We start from the raw sequence: 18,391 nt of genomic DNA on the forward strand, positions 1-18,391 counted from the left end.
TTTTTTTGGTTGGGATTGGCTGCCCTGTTGTGGGGTGGTTGTTTTCTGAGCAGATTATGGTTTTTGTTTTTTGTTTGGAGAGTTTGATCCTGGCTCAGGACGAACGCTGGCGGCGTGCTTAACACATGCAAGTCGAACGGGATCTGCGTGGCCTTTGTGGTTGTGTGGTGAGAGTGGCGAACGGGTGAGTAACACGTGAGTAACCTGCCTTTTTCTTTGGGATAACGCTCAGAAATGGGTGCTAATACTGGATGTTCTGCGCTTTCCGCATGGGGGGTGTGGGAAAGGGGCCTTTGTGGTTTCTGGAGGGAGATGGGCTCGCGGCTTATCAGCTTGTTGGTGGGGTGATGGCTTACCAAGGCTTTGACGGGTAGCCGGCCTGAGAGGGTGGGCGGTCACATTGGGACTGAGATACGGCCCAGACTCCTACGGGAGGCAGCAGTGGGGAATTTTGCACAATGGGGGGAACCTTGATGCAGCGACGCCGCGTGAGGGATGGAGGCCTTCGGGTTGTGAACCTCTTTCGCTCGTGTGCAAGCCGCTATTTGGGTAGTGGTGAGTGTAGCGGGTAAAGAAGCGCCGGCTAACTACGTGCCAGCAGCCGCGGTAATACGTAGGGCGCGAGCGTTGTCCGGATTTATTGGGCGTAAAGGGCTTGTAGGCGGTTTGTCGCGCCTGTCGTGTAATCCTCTGGCTTAACTGGGGGTGTGCGGTGGGTACGGGCAGGCTTGAGTGCGGTAGGGGAGATTGGAATTCCTGGTGTAGCGGTGGAATGCGCAGATATCAGGAGGAACACCGGTGGCGAAGGCGGGTCTCTGGGCCGTTACTGACGCTGAGGAGCGAAAGCGTGGGGAGCGAACAGGATTAGATACCCTGGTAGTCCATGCTGTAAACGTTGGGCACTAGGTGTGGGGGCCGCCCTTGGTTTCTGCGCCGTAGCTAACGCTTTAAGTGCCCCGCCTGGGGAGTACGGCCGCAAGGCTAAAACTCAAAGGAATTGACGGGGGCCCGCACAAGCGGCGGAGCATGCGGATTAATTCGATGCAACGCGAAGAACCTTACCAAGGCTTGACATGCGCCCTGAGCGCCTAGAGATAGGTGTGCATTTGGTTGGGGGTGTGCAGGTGGTGCATGGTTGTCGTCAGCTCGTGTCGTGAGATGTTGGGTTAAGTCCCGCAACGAGCGCAACCCTTGCCCTATGTTGCCAGCGCGTTATGGTGGGGACTCGTGGGGGACTGCCGGGGTTAACTCGGAGGAAGGTGGGGATGACGTCAAATCATCATGCCCCTTATGTCTTGGGCTTCACGCATGCTACAATGGCAGGTACAGAGGGTTGCGATGCTGTGAGGTGGAGCGAATCCTTTAAAGCTTGTCTCAGTTCGGATCGGGGTCTGCAATTCGACCTCGTGAAGGTGGAGTCGCTAGTAATCGCAGATCAGCTACGCTGCGGTGAATACGTTCTCGGGCCTTGTACACACCGCCCGTCACGTCACGAAAGTTGGTAACACCCGAAGCTTGTGGCTTAACCTTTTTGGGGGGAGCAGGTGACGGTGGGATTGGCGATTGGGACGAAGTCGTAACAAGGTAGGCGTACCGGAAGGTGCGGCTGGATCACCTCCTTTCTAGGGAGCCCTGTTTGTGCGTTTGTTTCTGCTCTTTTTGGGGTGGGGCGCGTTGTGGGGTTGCAAGTGTTGGCGGAGCAGACACATTGTCGGGTTTTCTTTCAATTCCTGTGTGTTTTGGAAGTGTGTGTTGCCTGCGTCTGGCTGCTGTTGTGGTGGTTGGGTGTGTGGTGGGTTGTTTGCGAACTGTCTAGAGGCTGTGAGCATCTTTATTGTGTTTTCTGTGTTTTGTTGTTTTTGCATGTTTTCATGTTTGTGTTGTGTTTAGTTTTTGTGGGCATTCGGTGGATGCCTTGGTACCAAGAGCTGATGAAGGACGTGGCGGCCTGCGATAATCCTTGGGGAGTTGGCGAGCGAGCGTTGATCTGAGGGTGTCCGAATGGGGGAACCTGGCTGGGGTTGTGCCTGGTCACTATCATCTGAATTCATAGGGTGGTAGGGGGAACGCGGGGAAGTGAAACATCTTAGTACCCGTAGGAGAAGATATTTCGTCAGTAGTGGTGAGCGAAAGCGGATGATGGCTAAACCGTGTGCGTGTGTGACTCGGCGGGGGTTGCGTGTGCGGGGTTGTGGGGCTCTTTTTTCTCATCTTCTGCCGGGGGTGGGGGTGTGTGCGTGTGCGTGTGGTGAACATCTTGGGATGGGTGACCGAAGTGCGTGATAGTCGTGTAGCTGTGTGTGTGCGTGTGTGCCAAAGGGGTGCCCGAGTAGTGCGGGGCTCGTGGAATCTCGTGTGAATCTGCCAGGACCACCTGGTAAGCCTGAATACTTTTTGGTGACCGATAGTGCATAGTACCGTGAGGGAATGGTGAAAAGTACCCCGGGAGGGGAGTGAAATAGTGCCTGAAACCGGGTGCCTGTAAGCCGTCAGAGCCTGCTTTTGTTGGGTGATGGCGTGCCTTTTGAAGAATGAGCCTGCGAGTCAGTGATGCGTGGCGTGCTTAACCCGTGTGGGGGATGCGTAGCGAAAGCGAGTCTTAATTTTGGGCGTGTGTCGCGTGTTGTGGACCCGAAGCGGGGTGATCTACCTATGGTCAGGGTGAAGCTATGGTAAGACGTGGTGGAGGCCCGTACCCACCAGGGTTGAAAACCTGGGGGATGAACTGTGGGTAGGGGTGAAAGGCCAATCAAACTCCGTGATAGCTGGTTCTCCCCGAAATGCATTTAGGTGCAGCGTCACACTGGGCTTGGTGGAGGTAGAGCTACTGGTTGGTTGATGGGCCGTGTTGGTTACTGACGTCAGCTAAACTCCGAATGCCATTTCAAGTGGGTGTGGCAGTGAGACTGCGGGGGATAAGCTTCGTGGTCGAGAGGGAAACAGCCCAGATCATCGGCTAAGGCCCCTAAGCGTGCGCTGAGTGGGAAAGGATGTGGAGTCGCGTTGACAGCCAGGAGGTTGGCTTAGAAGCAGCCATCCTTGAAAGAGTGCGTAATAGCTCACTGGTCGAGTGGTTGTGCGCCGATAATGTAGCGGGGCTTAAGCGTGCCGCCGAAGCCGTGGCAATAACTTTTTGTTTTTGGGTAGGGGAGCGTCCTGCTCTGGGTGAAGCTGCCTGGTGATGGGTGGTGGACGGGGTGGGAGTGAGAATGCAGGCATGAGTAGCGTTTCGTGGGTGAGAATCCTACGCGCTGATTGACTAAGGGTTCCAGGGGCAGGTTTGTCCGCCCTGGGTTAGTCGGGTCCTAAGGCGAGGCCGACAGGCGTAGTCGATGGGTGACCAGTTGATATTCTGGTACCGTTTGTTTTCCGTCTAACGCTGCATGCTTTCGCGTCGTGTGCTTGCCGTGCGTGGTGTTGTCTTTCGGGATGATGCTGAGTGTGGCTGTGTGTGGTGTGGGGTGTGTGGTGAGCATTGGGGTGACGCAGGGAGGTAGTTGCTGCACACTGGTGGTTATGTGTGTCTAAGGTTGTGGCCTGTTTCTTGGGTGAAATCCGGGAAGCTGCGTTTGATCGCGTGGGTGAGGGCTGATGGGGCTGCCTGTTGGGGTGGCTAGTGGTGATCCTGTACTGCCGAGAAAAGCCTGGATGTGAGGAAGATGAGCGCCCGTACCCTAAACCGACTCTGGTGGTCAGGTAGAGTATACCGAGGCGTGCGAGTGAATCATGGTTAAGGAATTCGGCAAATTGCCCCCGTAACTTTGGGATAAGGGGGGCCCTGCTGGTGTGCCTGCTGTGCGTGGGTGGTGCTGGTTGGGGTCGCAGAGAATTGGGAGAAGCGACTGTTTATTAAAAACATAGGTGTGTGCTAAGCCGTAAGGCGCTGTATACGCACTGACGCCTGCCCGGTGCTGGAAGGTTAAGAGGACGACTTAACTGCTTTTTTGTGGTGAAGGTTTGAATTTAAGCCCCAGTAAACGGCGGTGGTAACTATAACCATCCTAAGGTAGCGAAATTCCTTGTCGGGTAAGTTCCGACCTGCACGAATGGCGTAACGACTTCTCCGCTGTCTCGACCGTGATCTCGGTGAAATTGCAGTACGAGTAAAGATGCTCGTTTCGCGCAGCAGGACGGAAAGACCCCGGGACCTTTACTATAGCTTGGTATTGGTGTGTGTTTGTGCTTGTGTAGGATAGGTGGGAGACTGTGATGCCGTGCCGCTAGGTGTGGTGGAGTCGTTGGTGAAATACCATTCTGGTTCAAGTATGCATCTAACTTGGAGCCCTGATCGGGTTTGGGGACAGTGCCTGGTGGGTAGTTTAACTGGGGCGGTTGCCTCCTAAAGGGTAACGGAGGCGCTCAAAGGTTCTCTCAGCCTGGTTGGTGATCAGGTGGTGAGTGTAAGTGCACAAGAGGGCTTGACTGTGACACTGACGGGTGGAGCAGGTACGAAAGTAGGAACTAGTGATCCGGCCATGGCTTGTGGAAGCGTGGTCGCTCAACGGATAAAAGGTACCCCGGGGATAACAGGCTGATCTTGCCCAAGAGTCCATATCGACGGCATGGTTTGGCACCTCGATGTCGGCTCGTCGCATCCTGGGGCTGGAGTTGGTCCCAAGGGTTGGGCTGTTCGCCCATTAAAGCGGTACGCGAGCTGGGTTTAGAACGTCGTGAGACAGTTCGGTCCCTATCCGCTGCGCGCGTTGGAAACTTGATGAAGGCCCGTCCCTAGTACGAGAGGACCGGGATGGACGAACCTCTGGTGTGCCAGTTGTACTGCCAGGTGCATTGCTGGTTGGCTACGTTCGGTTGGGATAACCGCTGAAAGCATCTAAGCGGGAAGCTTTCTTCGAGATGAGGTTTCCGTGCCCCCCTTTTTGGGGGGTGGGAGGTCCCCAGTAGATGACTGGGTTGATAGGCCAGAGGTGGAAGCATTGTGAGGTGTTGTGAGCCGACTGGTACTAATGGGCCGATTCTAAACCAACACTCCACACTAGTGTGTGGGGCGAAGCGAGAAAACACGTGCACCCTATGTTTGGGGTGTGGTGCTTGCAATCACTGTGCGGTACACACTCAACCCACATACGGTGGGTGGGTGACATTTTTTGCGGTGGCTCATGGCAGGCGGGAAACGCCCGGCTCCTTTCCGAACCCGGAAGCTAAGCCGCCTTTGCGCTGATGGTACTGCGACCGGGGGGTCGTGGGAGAGTAAGACACTGCCGCAATCAACCGTGAGTTGGGGGTGGGGTACAGGCCTGGAGACAGGCCAGTACCCCCCCTTTTTACGCGCACACACTACCCAAACGCACGCCAGCGGGGCCGACCGGCGAGCTGGGTGCGTCCCTCGCATTGGCTTTCAGCACCGAAGAAGTCTCCCCCCACGCACGGGGGGAGGCTCCCATAGACGGGAGGCGTCTTCAATGGCCAGGTGAGAGCCTACCTGCGGCGCGTCACCAAAACTGTTCCCATTAAGATTGCCGCCAGGCCCGCAATCACAAGACCAGAGTCCGAACCAGTCGCAGCCAGGCGCGAGGGACACTCCAAGACCACACCTTGCCCCTGTCCCTCCTCATCACCAGTAGTCTGAGCTGGATCAACCTCTGGCTTGCCAGATGGTCCAACAGGCGAGGACTTCGTCAGCAGTGGAGATTCCGTTTGAGCTTGTCCAAGAAGACAATGGCGCAGCTCGGAGACCTTGTACCAGGATGATCCTTCGGCAACCGCAGTACACGAGGAATTAAACGGTGTTTCCACCTCGTTGACAAGCATGCGGACAATCGGGGTCCACGACCTACCCGTTGCAGGATCGGTGCCGGCCTGACAGGCCGTGTCCCACTGGACGTTTGCCGCCATCGGCATGACGGTGGATCCGCGCCATTCGTTGGTGGCGTAGTTAAAGACGTCGTCGATGCTGACAGGCTGTGAGACAGCAGGTGCCTGCTGGGTTGAACCAGGCAAACGAAGCAGGGCGGAGAAAGGAGCAATCGTTTCTGCGTGAGCAAAGCGGAACGTTGCAACGTGGGATCCACCTGCGGTGCGCTCATCGATCTGGGCGAAGAAGTCATCGAGCAACGGTTGCGCAGGCGCGTATGACCCGTCAGTTCCCGTCACGCCCGGACCTTTTTCGTAAAAGTCCTCAGCGTCGAGCAGATAGGAGAACCACTTGGCGTCGTCCTGGTAGTTTGCGAAATACTGCTCGAAATCGAATGCGTGCTCCCCGGTGTTTTCCTCCTGCATATCAGCATCGATGATGTACAGGTTGTACAGATCCATCGCCGCATCAACAGCGCTGGTGATCTTCTTTTTGGCGGAGCCGCACGCATCAGCGTCAGTGCTTTCATCAGCGTTCGGTGCGCAGTTCTTGTCGCCATCCTTCGAGCCATCGGCAGTGTTGAACCATGTATGCGCATCATCTCCGATCGAGTCAATAAACTCGGGCGTGAAGATCTGCGAGAGAACCCGGCGTGCCGATTCCTGCGACTGAGGCAGCGACTCGATGTAGTCCATCGCTCCGGCGATCACTCCACCGTCACTGGTCTGCTCCCCAATGAATGCTTCGTAACGAGAGGCTACTTCGTAAGCCGGCGTCCCCTCCTGCTTCATTGAGCCATCAGGGTTCTCCAGCTTGTGGAAGTAAAGTGTTTCAGGATGCGCTTCGAGGGGTTCCACGATCGGCGTCACACTGTTGTGCGAGGCGGCTTCAAACCCTGTGAGGAAGCTTTCGCCGGATTCGGTGGCGCGAGCCTCACCTGAGGACTCAAAGCGGATCGCGTCACCCTCGGCAATGGCGCGCTCGAAGAGAGCAGAGTTGCGTTTGTAGGTGCGTTCACCAATTCCGCGGTGCTGCGTAGCGCCCTGACCGGTGAGCATTCCGTAGCCGTTGGCCACGTTGGCCGCTGTGATCGACTCGAGGTTCTTCATGAAGGCCTCGCCCACCTCCGGTGACACGAAACCATTTTCTTTCTGAGCCGTCTGAGCCATCAGCATTAACAGAGCATCGTACTTATAGGAGGATAATCCTCGCGAACCATGGCGGGCGACGAGCTGAGTATGTTCAATGTCGAAACCTGCTGGAGGTTGTGAATATCCTGCGATGGCACTTTCGCTGGGTGCGATGTACGGCTGCTTCGAGGAATAGAAAGGACCTTCCTCGGTGGCGTCAGCAAAAGCCAGTTGTTGAGCTGACACCACGGACAATGCGGCAATTGAACAAAGCGCAGTCAGTCCGACAATCCGGGCGCGCTGTGTAGTCATGTTCAGACTCCTAAGCACTATGAAAGCGAAACACATACAGCCCTCACGCTAAGTGGTCAAAATGGCAGGAAGGGCCATGAAAGCTAACGCGCACGTTACAGGCGCGTGAACATCTGCCGGAAGGTCGATGGCCTTGCTGTCGAGCTTCACAAGACCGACCGTGGTGCCGCACTGACATCCACTTACGGGGTTGCACTACAACCCTGTGACGGGCGGTAGTGAGCGCCCAGTTGTCATGTTCGTGAAAGAGCTGATTATGCGCCGGTTGACACCGAGATAATACCTTTGATCAGGACAGTTGTAGCGCCCACAACTGCTAGGACTAAAGCCAGTGCACGGGAATGAGACTTGCTGACTCGAGGAGCAATAAGCACTCCCGCAGCGATCCCCACGAGCATCGCGCCAATAGCTACCGCGATGAGCCACCACGAGGTATGAAGCTGCACAGAACCACTCAACCACTTGGTTGTCAGCGAAATCAACCCGCCGATGACGAACACAGGCTGCATCGTGGCCCGAAATGAGTGCTGCTCCCACCGATTAGCCTGAGCATAGATCGTCATGGCAGGGGCTGCGATCCCAGCAACCGTGTTCATGAAACCGCCGACGGCGCCGGCACATAGCGCAGCGCCCGTCCCCTCAACCGGGCGTAGCTTCGCCCCTCGAACCACAGCTGCGATCAGTGACACGGTGATGAGTGCGCCAACAATAACCTGCACCCAGGCAGGTGAAACACTACGCACCAGCAAAGCCCCAGGAATTGAGCCGACCACCATGATTGGCCCGAGCAGCACCCACCGTTTCCAGTCGATGTCGCGCCACACGGTCAGCGCGATGATGCTCGCATTGATGACAGCCAGAATATTCATCATGACGATGCCGTCCACACCGCCCATCAGCAGCGACAACACCGGGCCGGCAACCAGGCCCAGCCCCATGCCGGAAATGCGTTGCAAAGACGCTCCCAGCAGGACTGAGCAGGCAATACAACACGCTACTAGCATGGCCGTACCTCCTTGCTGGTGGCTATCACATCCACCTAGGCGATGCCTCCACCTCAATGAGAGGAGTGTCGGCCCTTGGCGGTGCTACCTACTATTCAGCCGGCGTGTCCTTCGAGCCGGACGGTATTTCCGGTGAGTCAGTCGGTGCCGCTTGGCAGTCGAGGAATTGCAGCAATCAGTGCGCGCGCATAGTCGCCCTCGGGAGCTGACAATACGCGACGAGTCGGGCCGCGATCTTCGACGTGCCCATCCTTGAGCACGACGATAGTGTCGCACGCTGAGGCCACGGTCGCCAGATCGTGAGAAACCAGCAGAAGCGACATGCCGCGCTCACGGGTGATCGAATCGATCATCTCCATGACGGAGGCGCGCGTCGCCATATCCAGTGCCGAAACAGGTTCATCAGCGATGATGACGCTCGGCTCAGACACCAGCGCCCGGGCAATGGCGATGCGTTGACGCTGCCCACCTGAAAAAGTTCGAGGATACTCGTCAGCACGCTGCGGATCGACACCGACCAGGCGCAATGCCTCGTGCACCATCTCCCGCGCCCGTGCGCCCGACGCCACCTTCAGCGCGTGCAGCGGCTCGGCAACGATCGCCCCGACACGCATACGCGGGTTGAGGGAAGAATACGGATCCTGGAACACCGCCTGAACGTGTGAACGGAAATTGCGCATGATACTGCGCGAACGCGAGCGCACCGGCATCCCGGCAAAGGTGACAGACCCCGACTGCGCGGGCAGCAGTCCCAGACCCAGCCGCGCAGCTGTGGTTTTCCCGCTTCCGGATTCACCGACGAGGGCGACGCGTGCGCCCGGCTCGAGGTGCACGCTGAAGTGGTCAATGCCGGCATCTGTTGACGGGTAGTGGAAGGTGACGTCGTCAAAAATCAGAGCAGAATCACTCATCGTTGTCCCTCCGATCGTCGCGGGACTGGATAGTGTCCATCATCGTGTCGAGGTGGCGCGCCGCCTCCACAATGCGGCGTGTGCCATCGCTCAGATCCGTTGCGTCTGCGGCCACGAGGTTCGAGGTTGACACGTCGTCGCTGATCCGTCCCTCCTCGATGACGACGATGCGATCAGCCATCTGTGCGACCACCGGAAGGTCATGAGAGATGAACAGTAACGCAGTGTCGTGCTGGCGCGTGGCCTGGGTGAGGACATCCAGAATATGCGCCTGCACTGTTACGTCCAGCGCCGTGGTGGGCTCATCTGCGATCAGGAGGTCTGGCTGACAGGCCAGCGCCAGCGCAATCGCCACGCGTTGGCGCTGGCCTCCGGACAGTTCATGCGCAAATGCGTGGGCAACGCGTTCAGGATCAGGTAGCTGCACTCCGCTCAGCGCTTCATTGATTGCAGCGCGCATGGCGCGTCGCCCTCGTACATGCTGATGGTGGGCCAGCGGCCATTCCAACTGCTTACCGATACGCATGAGCGGATCGAGGGCAGACAGGGGATCCTGGAAAACCATTGCGGCAGTGGCTCCGCGGAAACTGCGCAAGTCTTTTTCAGAGGCGCTGGCCACATCGAGGTCGCTCACCCGTAAAGATCCGCTCACCTGAACTGGCGAAGGCAGAAGCCCCATCACAGTCTTGGCGAACATTGATTTACCCGACCCGGACGCACCGATCATGCCCACGTGCTCGCCGCGATTCATGGTCAGATTGAGCGAGTCCAGAATCGTGCTGCCGCCGATGCGCACGGTCAGATCGTTGGCCTGGAGCAGTGGCGCGGTCATGCGGCCTCCTGCTGGGTAGGATCGACCACGGCGCGCAGGCCGTCCGACAGTAGATTTGCGCCGATCACGAGGACGACGATGGCGACGCCTGGTGCGATTGCGCCCAGAGGCTGTGTGGTGAACGTGGCCTGAGCATCCAGCAGCAGACGTCCCCATGACGCGTTCGGCGGGGGAGTGCCCAGCCCCAGGTAGGACAATCCTGCTTCAGCCAGAACCGCCGAACCGAACAGGACGGCCACGTTGACGATCAGGAAGGGCCAGATATTGGGCAGAACATGGCGCCAGACAATGCCAAGGGTCCCCACTCCGGACGTGCGTGCGGCAACCACGTACTGCTCGCGCAGCACACGTGATGTGAGGATGCGCGTCAGCCGCGCTATCACGGCAGATGCCGAAAGGCCAATCGCCACCGTGACGGTCAGCAGTGATGCGCCTCCAACTGCGACCATCAGCATGGCGAGCAGTAGTGTCGGAAAGGCGATGAGGACGTCCAGGATCGAGGAGGCCACATCGTCGAACCAGCCGCGCGAAAGTGCTGCAAGGAGTCCGAAGCTGATGCCGATGATGGATGCGATGAGCGCTGCGCCGGCGCCGACCGTCAGCGCGATACGCGCACCGATCAGTACGCGTGTAGCGATGTCATGGCCCAGGCGGTCGGTGCCGAGCCAGTGCTGCCACGATGCGCCTTCCAGTCGGCCGCCCGACGTGTCATCGACAGGGTAGGGCAGCCAGAACAGTGAGATGAGGGCGGCCAGGGCGACCGCGGAGAGAAGAACGACGCCGATGATCAGGCCGGCTCTGCCGGTTCGACTGGCCCGACGGCGCGGAGCGGATGGCGAAGGGGAGGGTGCGGGAGTCATTTACGCGCGACCTCCTGTCAGGGAAGTGCGCAGACGCGGATCAACGATACGTTGAAGCACGTCAGCAAGGAACCCGATGACCAGCACGAGGGCGGTGGAGACAAGCAGGACCCCTTGAATAGAGGGGAAATCATGCTGAGCGATCGCTCGGGTCAGCATGGAGCCCAGGCCGGGCAGAGCGAAAACCTGCTCAACAACGACTGCACCGATGAAGGTGGTCGCAAGCTCGATGCTGGCTACCGAGATCACCGGGATCGATGCGTTGCGCAAACCGTGACGGATCATTGCGCGCGTGCGCGACTGGCCCAGCGCCCGCGCGCACGCCATGTAGCCTGAGTCAATGACATCGAGGGCGGCTGAGCGGGTGTAGCGCGTCATCGACGCGCTGGAGACGAAAGCGATGGTGCTGACCGGCAGGACGAGTGCCGTCCACGCGAGGAACGGGGTACCCCATCCCTGGGGTGGAAAACCGCTCGCGGGCACCAGACGCAACCTGACGGCAAAAACGATCACCGCCATCATGGCGATCCAGAAAACAGGAACAGCGATGCCGATCTGCGAAAAGATCGACACGATCAGGCCGGCAGGCCCGTTGCGCCATCGAGCCGCCACGTATCCCAGAGGAATAGCAATGAGCAGGGCGAATGTGAAGGCGATCAGAGTCAGAGGAATGGTCACCGACAGGCGTGAGGCAATCTCAGCGCCCACCGACGTTCCTGATGTAAACGACGTGCCCAGGTCGCCATGCGCCAGGTCAGAAATCCAGCGGACGAACTGGGTCACAACCGGCTGGTCAGATCCGACCTGACGGCGCGCCGCCTCAATCTGTTCCGGCGTTGCGGTCGATGTCAAAAGCGCATTGGCTGGGTCGCCGGGCAGGAGCCTGAGCAGCACAAATATTGCAATGAGGCCCGCCACCCCAGTGGCAACCAGCAATGCGCTGCGACGAACCAGGTACCGGATCACTCGGACTCGCTAATCCCCGCCACGAAGAACTGCGAGTTCAGCCCGTTGACCCCGTATCCGTTCAGATGAGACCGTGCGATCACAACTTGAGGGTACAGGTAGAGCCAGGCGCTTGTGGCTTCCTCGGCAATGATCCTGTTGGCCTGGCGCAGCAGGTCGGCTTGTTCATCGGTGGAATGCGCGTGCTGAGAACGCTCGACAAGGTCGGACACTTCAGGATTGTCGTAGCCCCAGTAGAAATCCGGGTTGGCGTACCACACGACGTCGCGAGTGTTGACGTGCTCCTGCAACGTGGCTTCGTAATCCTTGTTTGTGAAGACCTTGGAATACCATTCGTCAGCGGTGATCGGATTGATCGTCACGGTTACACCGATCTTGGCCAGCTCGCTCTTGACGAACTCAGCGACCAGTGGATGCGGATCGTAGGTCGGAGTGTCCAGCGTGAAGGAGAAGCCGCCAGCCAGTCCAGCTTCGGCCAGCAGTGAGCGCGACAACTCCGGATCGTAAGGGTTCAGGCCAGTCAGGTCCTCATACCACGGGTCCGAAGGCGGCACCATCGAGCCGATGACCTGTCCCTTGTCCGCCCACACGGACTCCAGGAGCTTGTCGCGGTCAATGGCTGAGTAGACAGCTTTGCGCACGCGCGCATCATCGAACGGCTTGACTCGGTCATTGAAAGCGAGCAGTTCCTTCGTCGTGGACATGCCGTCAGAGACGGTGAAGTTCGCGTTCGAATCGAAAGTGGGGATCGCATCCGGTGACTGCACATTCGTCACAATGTCGATGTCACCGGCCTGCAGAGCGTTCGTCATGGACGTCGCATCGGTGAAGTAGTGGAAGATGGCACCGGCATTGGCAGGCTTGTCACCCCAGTAGTCCTCGCGAACCTTCAGCGTGAGGGTCGAACCTTTCGTCCATCCCTCCACCGTGTAGGGTCCGGTGCCGTCAGTTTGCGTCGTGGTGTCGAGCCCTTCGGGAACAACCCACATGCCGGACAGGTCATAGTCCAGTGAAACGGAAGGCTCTGACAGCGTCAGGACGACGGTCGTGCTGTCAGGTGCCTGCACGTCAGAGATAACGGATACTTCCTTCTTGCGCGCGGACTGCGATTCGTCAGACAGTAGGTGCTTGATGGAGGCGACAACGTCGTTGACGGTCATCTCCTTTCCCGAGGAGAACGTCACGCCCTCACGAATGGTGAGCGTATGGGTCAGTCCATCTTCGGAGACGACGTCTTCAGTGGCCAGCCATGGTTCCACGTCACCCGAATCAGTCAGGCGGAACAGTGTTTCATACACGTTGCCTGTCAGCGCTTCGGTCGCGCCCTGCCCACCGCTACCTGAGTTTGATAGGTTCGTCGGCTCGTACAGGGAGCCAATGTCGATGGTGGCCGCTGCGTTCGCCTGGCCGCCGGCGCTTTGACCGGACTGGCTCGAGTTGAAAGCATCCGGGCCCGCACACGCAGTCATTCCCATGACGAGGGTGGCCAACGCGGCGATGACTCGTGAACGTTTCACAAAAGCTCCTATCCCAGATGCGGTCAGTGCGCTGTGTGTCACTGCGGACGCATCGCGACTGTTTAATCGGTGTGTGGGCGGGCGGTCACCATATATGCAGCCCACACTAGTCACACGTTAATGCGAAATGAAGACCTGCGCGTTGTGATATTCACCGTGTGAGATGGGAAGCGGGTCACCTGTCCTAGGCAAGGAGGTGTCGATGGTGGCACCATTTATTACTGTGAAAAACTCTGCCTCAGATGATTCGACTGCCAGCTCTGCGTCGAACTTTTCGGCACCTGCGTCCAACGAGTTGCCCTCGTCGAGCACAGCCGCGTACGACGATCCCAGGCACGACGAACCCGGTCGCGACGGTTCCCGTCACGGCAGGCCAGGCCACAATGAGCCTGGTGGCGGCGATACCAGGCGGGGCGATGCCGGGCGAGGCGCTCCTGAGCGCACTGCTGCGGCGCGTGAGGATGCAGTCACGGGCACAGACCACAACCGGTACGCTCACACCGAGCGTGAACGCACCTCACTGACGCTGCACCGTATGGTGGCTCACGATCGCCTTGCTCACGCGTCGCGTATCGTGTTGCGTCTGGGACAGATGCTGTTGTCCAGCGGTGCGAGTGCATTTCGCGTCAAACACGGCATGGCTCGTCTGGCGCAGGCAGTCGGCATTGAGCAGCACCACGCGCAGGTGACATACACCGAGATTATCTCCACGGCGTACGCGTCGGGCACCTTCCGCACCGAGCTTGCCGAGCAGCGCGCGATGGGTGTCAACGCTGACCGCATCGACCGGCTTGCGAGTTTCGTCAATGGCCTGGGCGGGCCCGGATCGATCAGCATCGAGGAAGTCGACTCCACACTTGATGAGATCGAGCACGTGCCGCCGTTGTATTCGACGCTGCCGAACGCGTTGGCATCGGGTATCGCATGCGCGGCGTTCTCATTTCTCAATCACGGCGGCTGGGTGGAGTGCTCCGTTGTTGCCATCGCGGCCTTCTTCGGTCAGTATCTGCGCCGCCAGATGCTTCACCGTCGCATGAATCACTTCGGCGTGTGGATGGCGTGCGGTGCATTGGCCTCCACGATCTACATTTCACTGGTGGCAGCCGCGCAGCACTTCATGAACGTCGAACCAACCCACCAGGCCGGCTTCATTTCAGCAGTGCTCTTCCTGGTGCCAGGATTCCCGTTGGTCACCGGCATCATTGACCTGGTGCGTCACGATTTCCAGGCGGGGATTCCGCGTCTGGTCTATGTCACGATGCTGATGGTGTCGGCGGGTGTGGCCGTGTGGAGCGTGTCGTTGATTTTCCACTGGTCGGTCACCCCTCAGTATGACTATCACCTAATGCCGTGGGTGCTGTACCTGCTGCGGTTCCTGACCTCGTATATCGCGTCTTACGGGTTCGCTATGTTGTTTAATACGCCGCCCAAGGTCAGTGCCTACGCTGCGCTGATCGGTGCAATGATCAACACGGGTCGTCTGGCGATGGTGGATGAGTTGCATGTGCCCGTTCAGGCTGCTGTGGGGATTGCGGCACTGTGCGCGGGTCTGCTGGCGTCGCTGGTGGCGCGTTCGAGCCATCGTTACTCACGCGTGAGTCTGTCGGTGCCCGCCGTTGTCATCATGATCCCGGGTGTGCCGTTGTACCGTTCGCTGGCCTACCTGAACAACGGGAACATCAATGACGCGTCTGCCGCACTTTTCTCCGTGTTCTTCACGGTTATTTCAATCGGCGTGGGTCTGGCGGTTGCGCGCATGCTCACTGACCGCAACTGGCTGATGGAGCGTCCAGTGTCTGTGCCTTCGCTCGGCCTGGCTGGGGCAATCGACGAGGGTGACGTTGATGAGCTGGGTGACAGCCTGGGCGATGAGGTCGATCCTTTCCCTGAAGGAGCCGACGGGCGGTAGCCGGTGGTAACCGCTGCAGCGCCGGCACGGCGTGCGGCACCCCGCGAGAGGGCGCGCAGGAATCGCTGCGCATCAACGTCATGCGGGTACTGTCAACGGGTCAAGGTCAGAGTCGATCGACCAAGGTGACAGTCAACGGGTCAAGGTCTGTCAGTGCGCTGCTGGGCACCTCGCCACAGTGACGGTCAACTGTTCAAGGTATTAATCAGCCGGTCAAGGTAGCCGACGTTGCGAAGATCAACCGGTCAAGGTAGCACGCCGTCACCGCGCGATCTCACCATGTGAGAACCGCGGAATAGTGCGGAAAAGTCGCTGTTGCCGAAGCGTGCCGGCCAGTTTTTCAGCTCTCTTACCTTGACCGGTTGACTGCATCTGACGTGATTGCATCTGACGTGCTGGCCTTGGCACGCCCTTCACTCAAGCCCATAGTTCGCGCCGCATACCTTTTCCGTCAGACAGCTGCTGTGCGCGGCAGTTTGTCGCCGAACCTTGTTGAGCCGGCAGCACTCTGATACCCTCATTATTAGCAGGTGTGGAATAATGTGCCTGCGGTTGTGGGTGCTGTTGTTGCGGCACTTACTCTTGGCTATACGGTTGCTCGCGATGATGGTGTATCTCGAGCAGCTTCGGGGCAGATTACCTGGAGCCAATGGAAAGGCTCTATTGGCTGGGGGATTTACGCAGGTGCAGTTGCGCTCGGCCCGGTTGGCGTGGTGGCCTATGAAGGGTGGAAGAACGGCTTTACGCAGGAATGCATGAAACATGACTATTGCAAGAATGGGTAGGTGATTCACAATGACTGTGAAGGTGACCAGTGATGCTTTGTATGTTATTGCCACTGTGCTGTTGGGCGGCGGGTTGATTTATGCGCTTGTGACACGCGGAGCAGTTCCTGGGCCTGCTCTGGGGGTCGGGATGCTGATCCTGTTTATTGCTGCTGCATTGAACCTGATTGATGAGCGGCGCAAACGTCAGTCGCTCCATTCGGACAAGGTCCGCAGGGGCATCGACAAGGATCAGTAGCCAGCTCACACAAGAAGCAAGTCGCCCTCGTCCATAAAGGAGGAACGAGGACGACCCGCCAATTGCTGATTAGCTGCGTAGAGCAGGCGTGAAACCGAGCAGCTACATGGCGCCGAAGACCTGCGCCACCATGATCTTGCCGATCATGGCGACCGGGTAGACCAGTGCGTAGCCGAGCGCCACACGAGGATCCATGTTCGTGCGGCCATTCGCAAATGCCAATACCGCAGGCTGGGTCTGCGAACCTGCAAGTACACCGGCCAGGCGCGTGCCGCCCATCTTGAAGATCCAGCGCATCGAACAGTACATGCCGATCGCCATGATCAACGTGATAATGACGCCGAGCAGGAAGATCTTCCACCATGCGCCTGATGTGAACGCTTCGATGATCTGACCGCCTGCGACGGCTCCGGCCTGAGCGAGGAAGACCAGCAAACCGAACTCCGAGAGCACCTGGCATGCGGTGTAGGGGATCGCGGTGACGATCGGGCCGACGCGGCCGATCTTGCCAAAGATCAGGCCTATGATCAGCGTGCCGGCAGCGGAACCGATCGAGAAATACTCACCGGTGGGGGTGAAGAACTTCAGCTCGCCCAGCAAAATGCCCAGCGCCATGCCGATGCCCAGAGCGACCGGGTTCACGTCAGACAGGCCGCGTGCCGAGTCACCGAAGAACTCGGTAATCTTCTTCATCTTGGAGGTCGGAGCAACCACACGCACGCGGTCACCTTGCTGGAGCACCAGTCCTGGTTCTGCGACCATATCCACGTCACCGCGACGTACACGAGAAATCGTGGCGGAAAAACGAGTGGCGAAATCAAGGTCTCCCACTGTTCGCCCAGCGACCTTCGGGTCAGACACTGTCATGCGGCGGAAGTCCAGGTAGGAGCGGTCCTGCAACAGTGAGTGCGAGGAGGAGTGCCCAAGCTCGGTGGCAACACGCGCCACAAGTTCACGCGGGCCAACAACTGTCAGCAGGTCACCAGGATCGAGTGTGTCCGACATGGATGGGCGCGTGATCGGGCCAGCCTCACCGCGGCGCAGACGCGAGAACGTCACGCGGCTGCCGAGCTTTTCGTAGATGTCACCAATGAAGGGATGGTCTTCGCGCTCGACGCGGATGGTGCGGTTAGCCAGCGGGCTGGGCGCATCTTTGTCGTGCTTGCCGTATGACAGGGCAGCAGCCGCAGCACCGAGCATGCCGATGACACCAAAAATGTAGGAAATGGAGTAGCCAACAGTGGCAGCACCTGGGTCGCCGGACGCTTCTCCGGCGGCAGCCAGAGCGGGCGTGTTCGTCGTAGCACCGGCAAATGTGCCCGTGATCATCGCGGTGCTCATGCCGAATCCGCGTCCGACCAGCAGGCCGACCGAAGCGGCCACGATGTACAGCACGACCATGATAAGGATTGGTCCGATGGCCTTGCGCAGATTGTGGAAGAAGGATGCGCCGGAAGTAATACCGATAGCAAAGGCGAACAGGGCCAGGCCAAGCGTGCCGAGTTCACGGGTGACGCGCAGCTCAACACCGTATGTTTCCGCCCACGCAGCCAGGATGATCGCGAAGAACAACACCGCGGCGGCACCCAGTCCGATTCCACGAACTTTGACGCGGCCAAACGCCATCCCGATGCCGATCAGGATGAACAGGAACAGCACGGGCTGTTCAGCCAAAAATGAGAATACAGAGGCCACAGGCACACTCCCATTAAGTTCCAAAGGTCTACATGCTCTGGCATTATCTCAGGTATTTCTCAGGGTGCGACAGTCTATCGTCCCAATTGTCGTCACATTTGGCGAATGTGACGCGACTGGCTTTCTGGCCCGGCTCGCATGGGGCCTGCTGGCGTGGTGTGGGGATGACGAGGGCGTGCTGCAGGTTTGATACTGCACCGATGCCGGATGCTTGCCGAAAAGGCGCGAAGAAAGGGTGCGGAGGGCTGCCTGTGAAGCGCAGGCAATCTGGCTAATGACGCCGGGTTCTCACAATATGAGATTCCGGGACTCGTGGCTCGACGGAGCCGTAACGTATGAGACGTGCAGAACATTATCGCAGTGACGGACGTCCTCCTCCTCGTAGGTTGGCGTGCGTATCCTGCTGCGTAAATGTCAGGT

General features: G+C 58.6%; 9 protein-coding genes, 3 rRNA genes and 1 pseudogene. 5 read left to right on the forward strand and 8 right to left on the reverse strand.

The window, feature by feature from the left end:
* Positions 1-71: 71 nt before the first annotated feature.
* The 3 genes from BN3002_RS01190 to rrf all read left to right on the forward strand — a co-directional run bounded on the left by BN3002_RS01190 (position 72) and on the right by rrf (position 5,225).
* Positions 72-1,622 (forward strand): 16S ribosomal RNA (locus tag BN3002_RS01190).
* Positions 1,623-1,883: 261 nt separating this feature from the next.
* Positions 1,884-4,984, forward strand: a 23S ribosomal RNA gene (locus BN3002_RS01195).
* 122 nt (positions 4,985-5,106) lie between these two features.
* Positions 5,107-5,225 (forward strand): 5S ribosomal RNA (gene rrf / locus BN3002_RS01200).
* The 16S, 23S and 5S rRNA genes sit together here, the layout of an rRNA operon.
* Before the next feature lie 211 nt (positions 5,226-5,436).
* On the opposite strand, the gene BN3002_RS01205 is transcribed toward rrf, so the two are convergent.
* The 7 genes from BN3002_RS01205 to BN3002_RS01235 all read right to left on the reverse strand — a co-directional run bounded on the left by BN3002_RS01205 (position 5,437) and on the right by BN3002_RS01235 (position 13,344).
* On the reverse strand, positions 5,437-7,254 hold the full coding sequence (locus BN3002_RS01205) for a histidine-type phosphatase (RefSeq protein WP_058236247.1): 1,818 nt from the start codon (positions 7,252-7,254) through the stop codon (positions 5,437-5,439).
* 254 nt (positions 7,255-7,508) lie between these two features.
* Positions 7,509-8,258 carry a sulfite exporter TauE/SafE family protein gene (locus BN3002_RS01210; protein ID WP_074026142.1) on the reverse strand — a complete coding sequence of 250 codons (750 nt, stop codon included), beginning with the start codon at positions 8,256-8,258 and terminating at the stop codon, positions 7,509-7,511.
* Between the two features lie 137 nt (positions 8,259-8,395).
* Positions 8,396-9,169: an ABC transporter ATP-binding protein gene (locus BN3002_RS01215; RefSeq protein WP_058236249.1), complete on the reverse strand. Its 774-nt coding sequence runs from the start codon at positions 9,167-9,169 to the stop codon at positions 8,396-8,398.
* The gene (locus tag BN3002_RS01220; protein WP_058236250.1) at positions 9,162-10,001 is read right to left on the reverse strand and encodes an ABC transporter ATP-binding protein; all 840 of its coding nucleotides are present in this window, start codon (positions 9,999-10,001) and stop codon (positions 9,162-9,164) included. The genes BN3002_RS01215 and BN3002_RS01220 overlap by 8 nt, the downstream gene beginning before the upstream one ends.
* Positions 9,998-10,861, reverse strand: coding sequence for an ABC transporter permease (locus tag BN3002_RS01225; RefSeq protein WP_058236251.1), 864 nt, complete (start codon positions 10,859-10,861; stop codon positions 9,998-10,000). The genes BN3002_RS01220 and BN3002_RS01225 overlap by 4 nt, the downstream gene beginning before the upstream one ends.
* On the reverse strand, positions 10,862-11,827 hold the full coding sequence (locus BN3002_RS01230; RefSeq protein WP_058236252.1) for an ABC transporter permease: 966 nt from the start codon (positions 11,825-11,827) through the stop codon (positions 10,862-10,864).
* Positions 11,824-13,344, reverse strand: a complete 1,521-nt coding sequence (locus BN3002_RS01235) for an ABC transporter substrate-binding protein (protein WP_257525378.1) — start codon at positions 13,342-13,344, stop codon at positions 11,824-11,826. Before BN3002_RS01235 ends, BN3002_RS01230 begins: the two co-directional genes overlap by 4 nt.
* Positions 13,345-13,879: 535 nt before the next feature.
* Here BN3002_RS01235 and BN3002_RS01240 point away from each other — a divergent pair.
* A pseudogene (locus BN3002_RS01240) lies at positions 13,880-15,154 on the forward strand (threonine/serine exporter family protein); the annotation flags it as partial.
* 894 nt (positions 15,155-16,048) lie between these two features.
* Complete coding sequence (locus BN3002_RS01250; protein ID WP_058236254.1) at positions 16,049-16,276, forward strand: hypothetical protein; 228 nt, start codon at positions 16,049-16,051, stop codon at positions 16,274-16,276.
* 102 nt (positions 16,277-16,378) lie between these two features.
* On the opposite strand, the gene BN3002_RS01255 is transcribed toward BN3002_RS01250, so the two are convergent.
* The gene (locus BN3002_RS01255) at positions 16,379-17,971 is read right to left on the reverse strand and encodes an aspartate:alanine exchanger family transporter (protein ID WP_058236826.1); all 1,593 of its coding nucleotides are present in this window, start codon (positions 17,969-17,971) and stop codon (positions 16,379-16,381) included.
* Between the last annotated feature and the right edge of the window lie 420 nt (positions 17,972-18,391).

Source organism: Actinomyces ihuae (assembly GCF_001457875.1).
GTDB lineage: Bacteria > Actinomycetota > Actinomycetes > Actinomycetales > Actinomycetaceae > Pauljensenia > Pauljensenia radingae_A.

Coding starts and splice junctions, on each gene's coding strand:
- BN3002_RS01210 (WP_074026142.1), bottom strand. CDS start 8,258: ATGCTAGTAGCGTGTTGTATTGCCTGCTCAGTCCTGCTGGGAGCGTCT.
- BN3002_RS01250 (WP_058236254.1), top strand. CDS start 16,049: ATGACTGTGAAGGTGACCAGTGATGCTTTGTATGTTATTGCCACTGTG.
- BN3002_RS01220 (WP_058236250.1), bottom strand. CDS start 10,001: ATGACCGCGCCACTGCTCCAGGCCAACGATCTGACCGTGCGCATCGGC.
- BN3002_RS01225 (WP_058236251.1), bottom strand. CDS start 10,861: ATGACTCCCGCACCCTCCCCTTCGCCATCCGCTCCGCGCCGTCGGGCC.
- BN3002_RS01205 (WP_058236247.1), bottom strand. CDS start 7,254: ATGACTACACAGCGCGCCCGGATTGTCGGACTGACTGCGCTTTGTTCA.
- BN3002_RS01215 (WP_058236249.1), bottom strand. CDS start 9,169: ATGAGTGATTCTGCTCTGATTTTTGACGACGTCACCTTCCACTACCCG.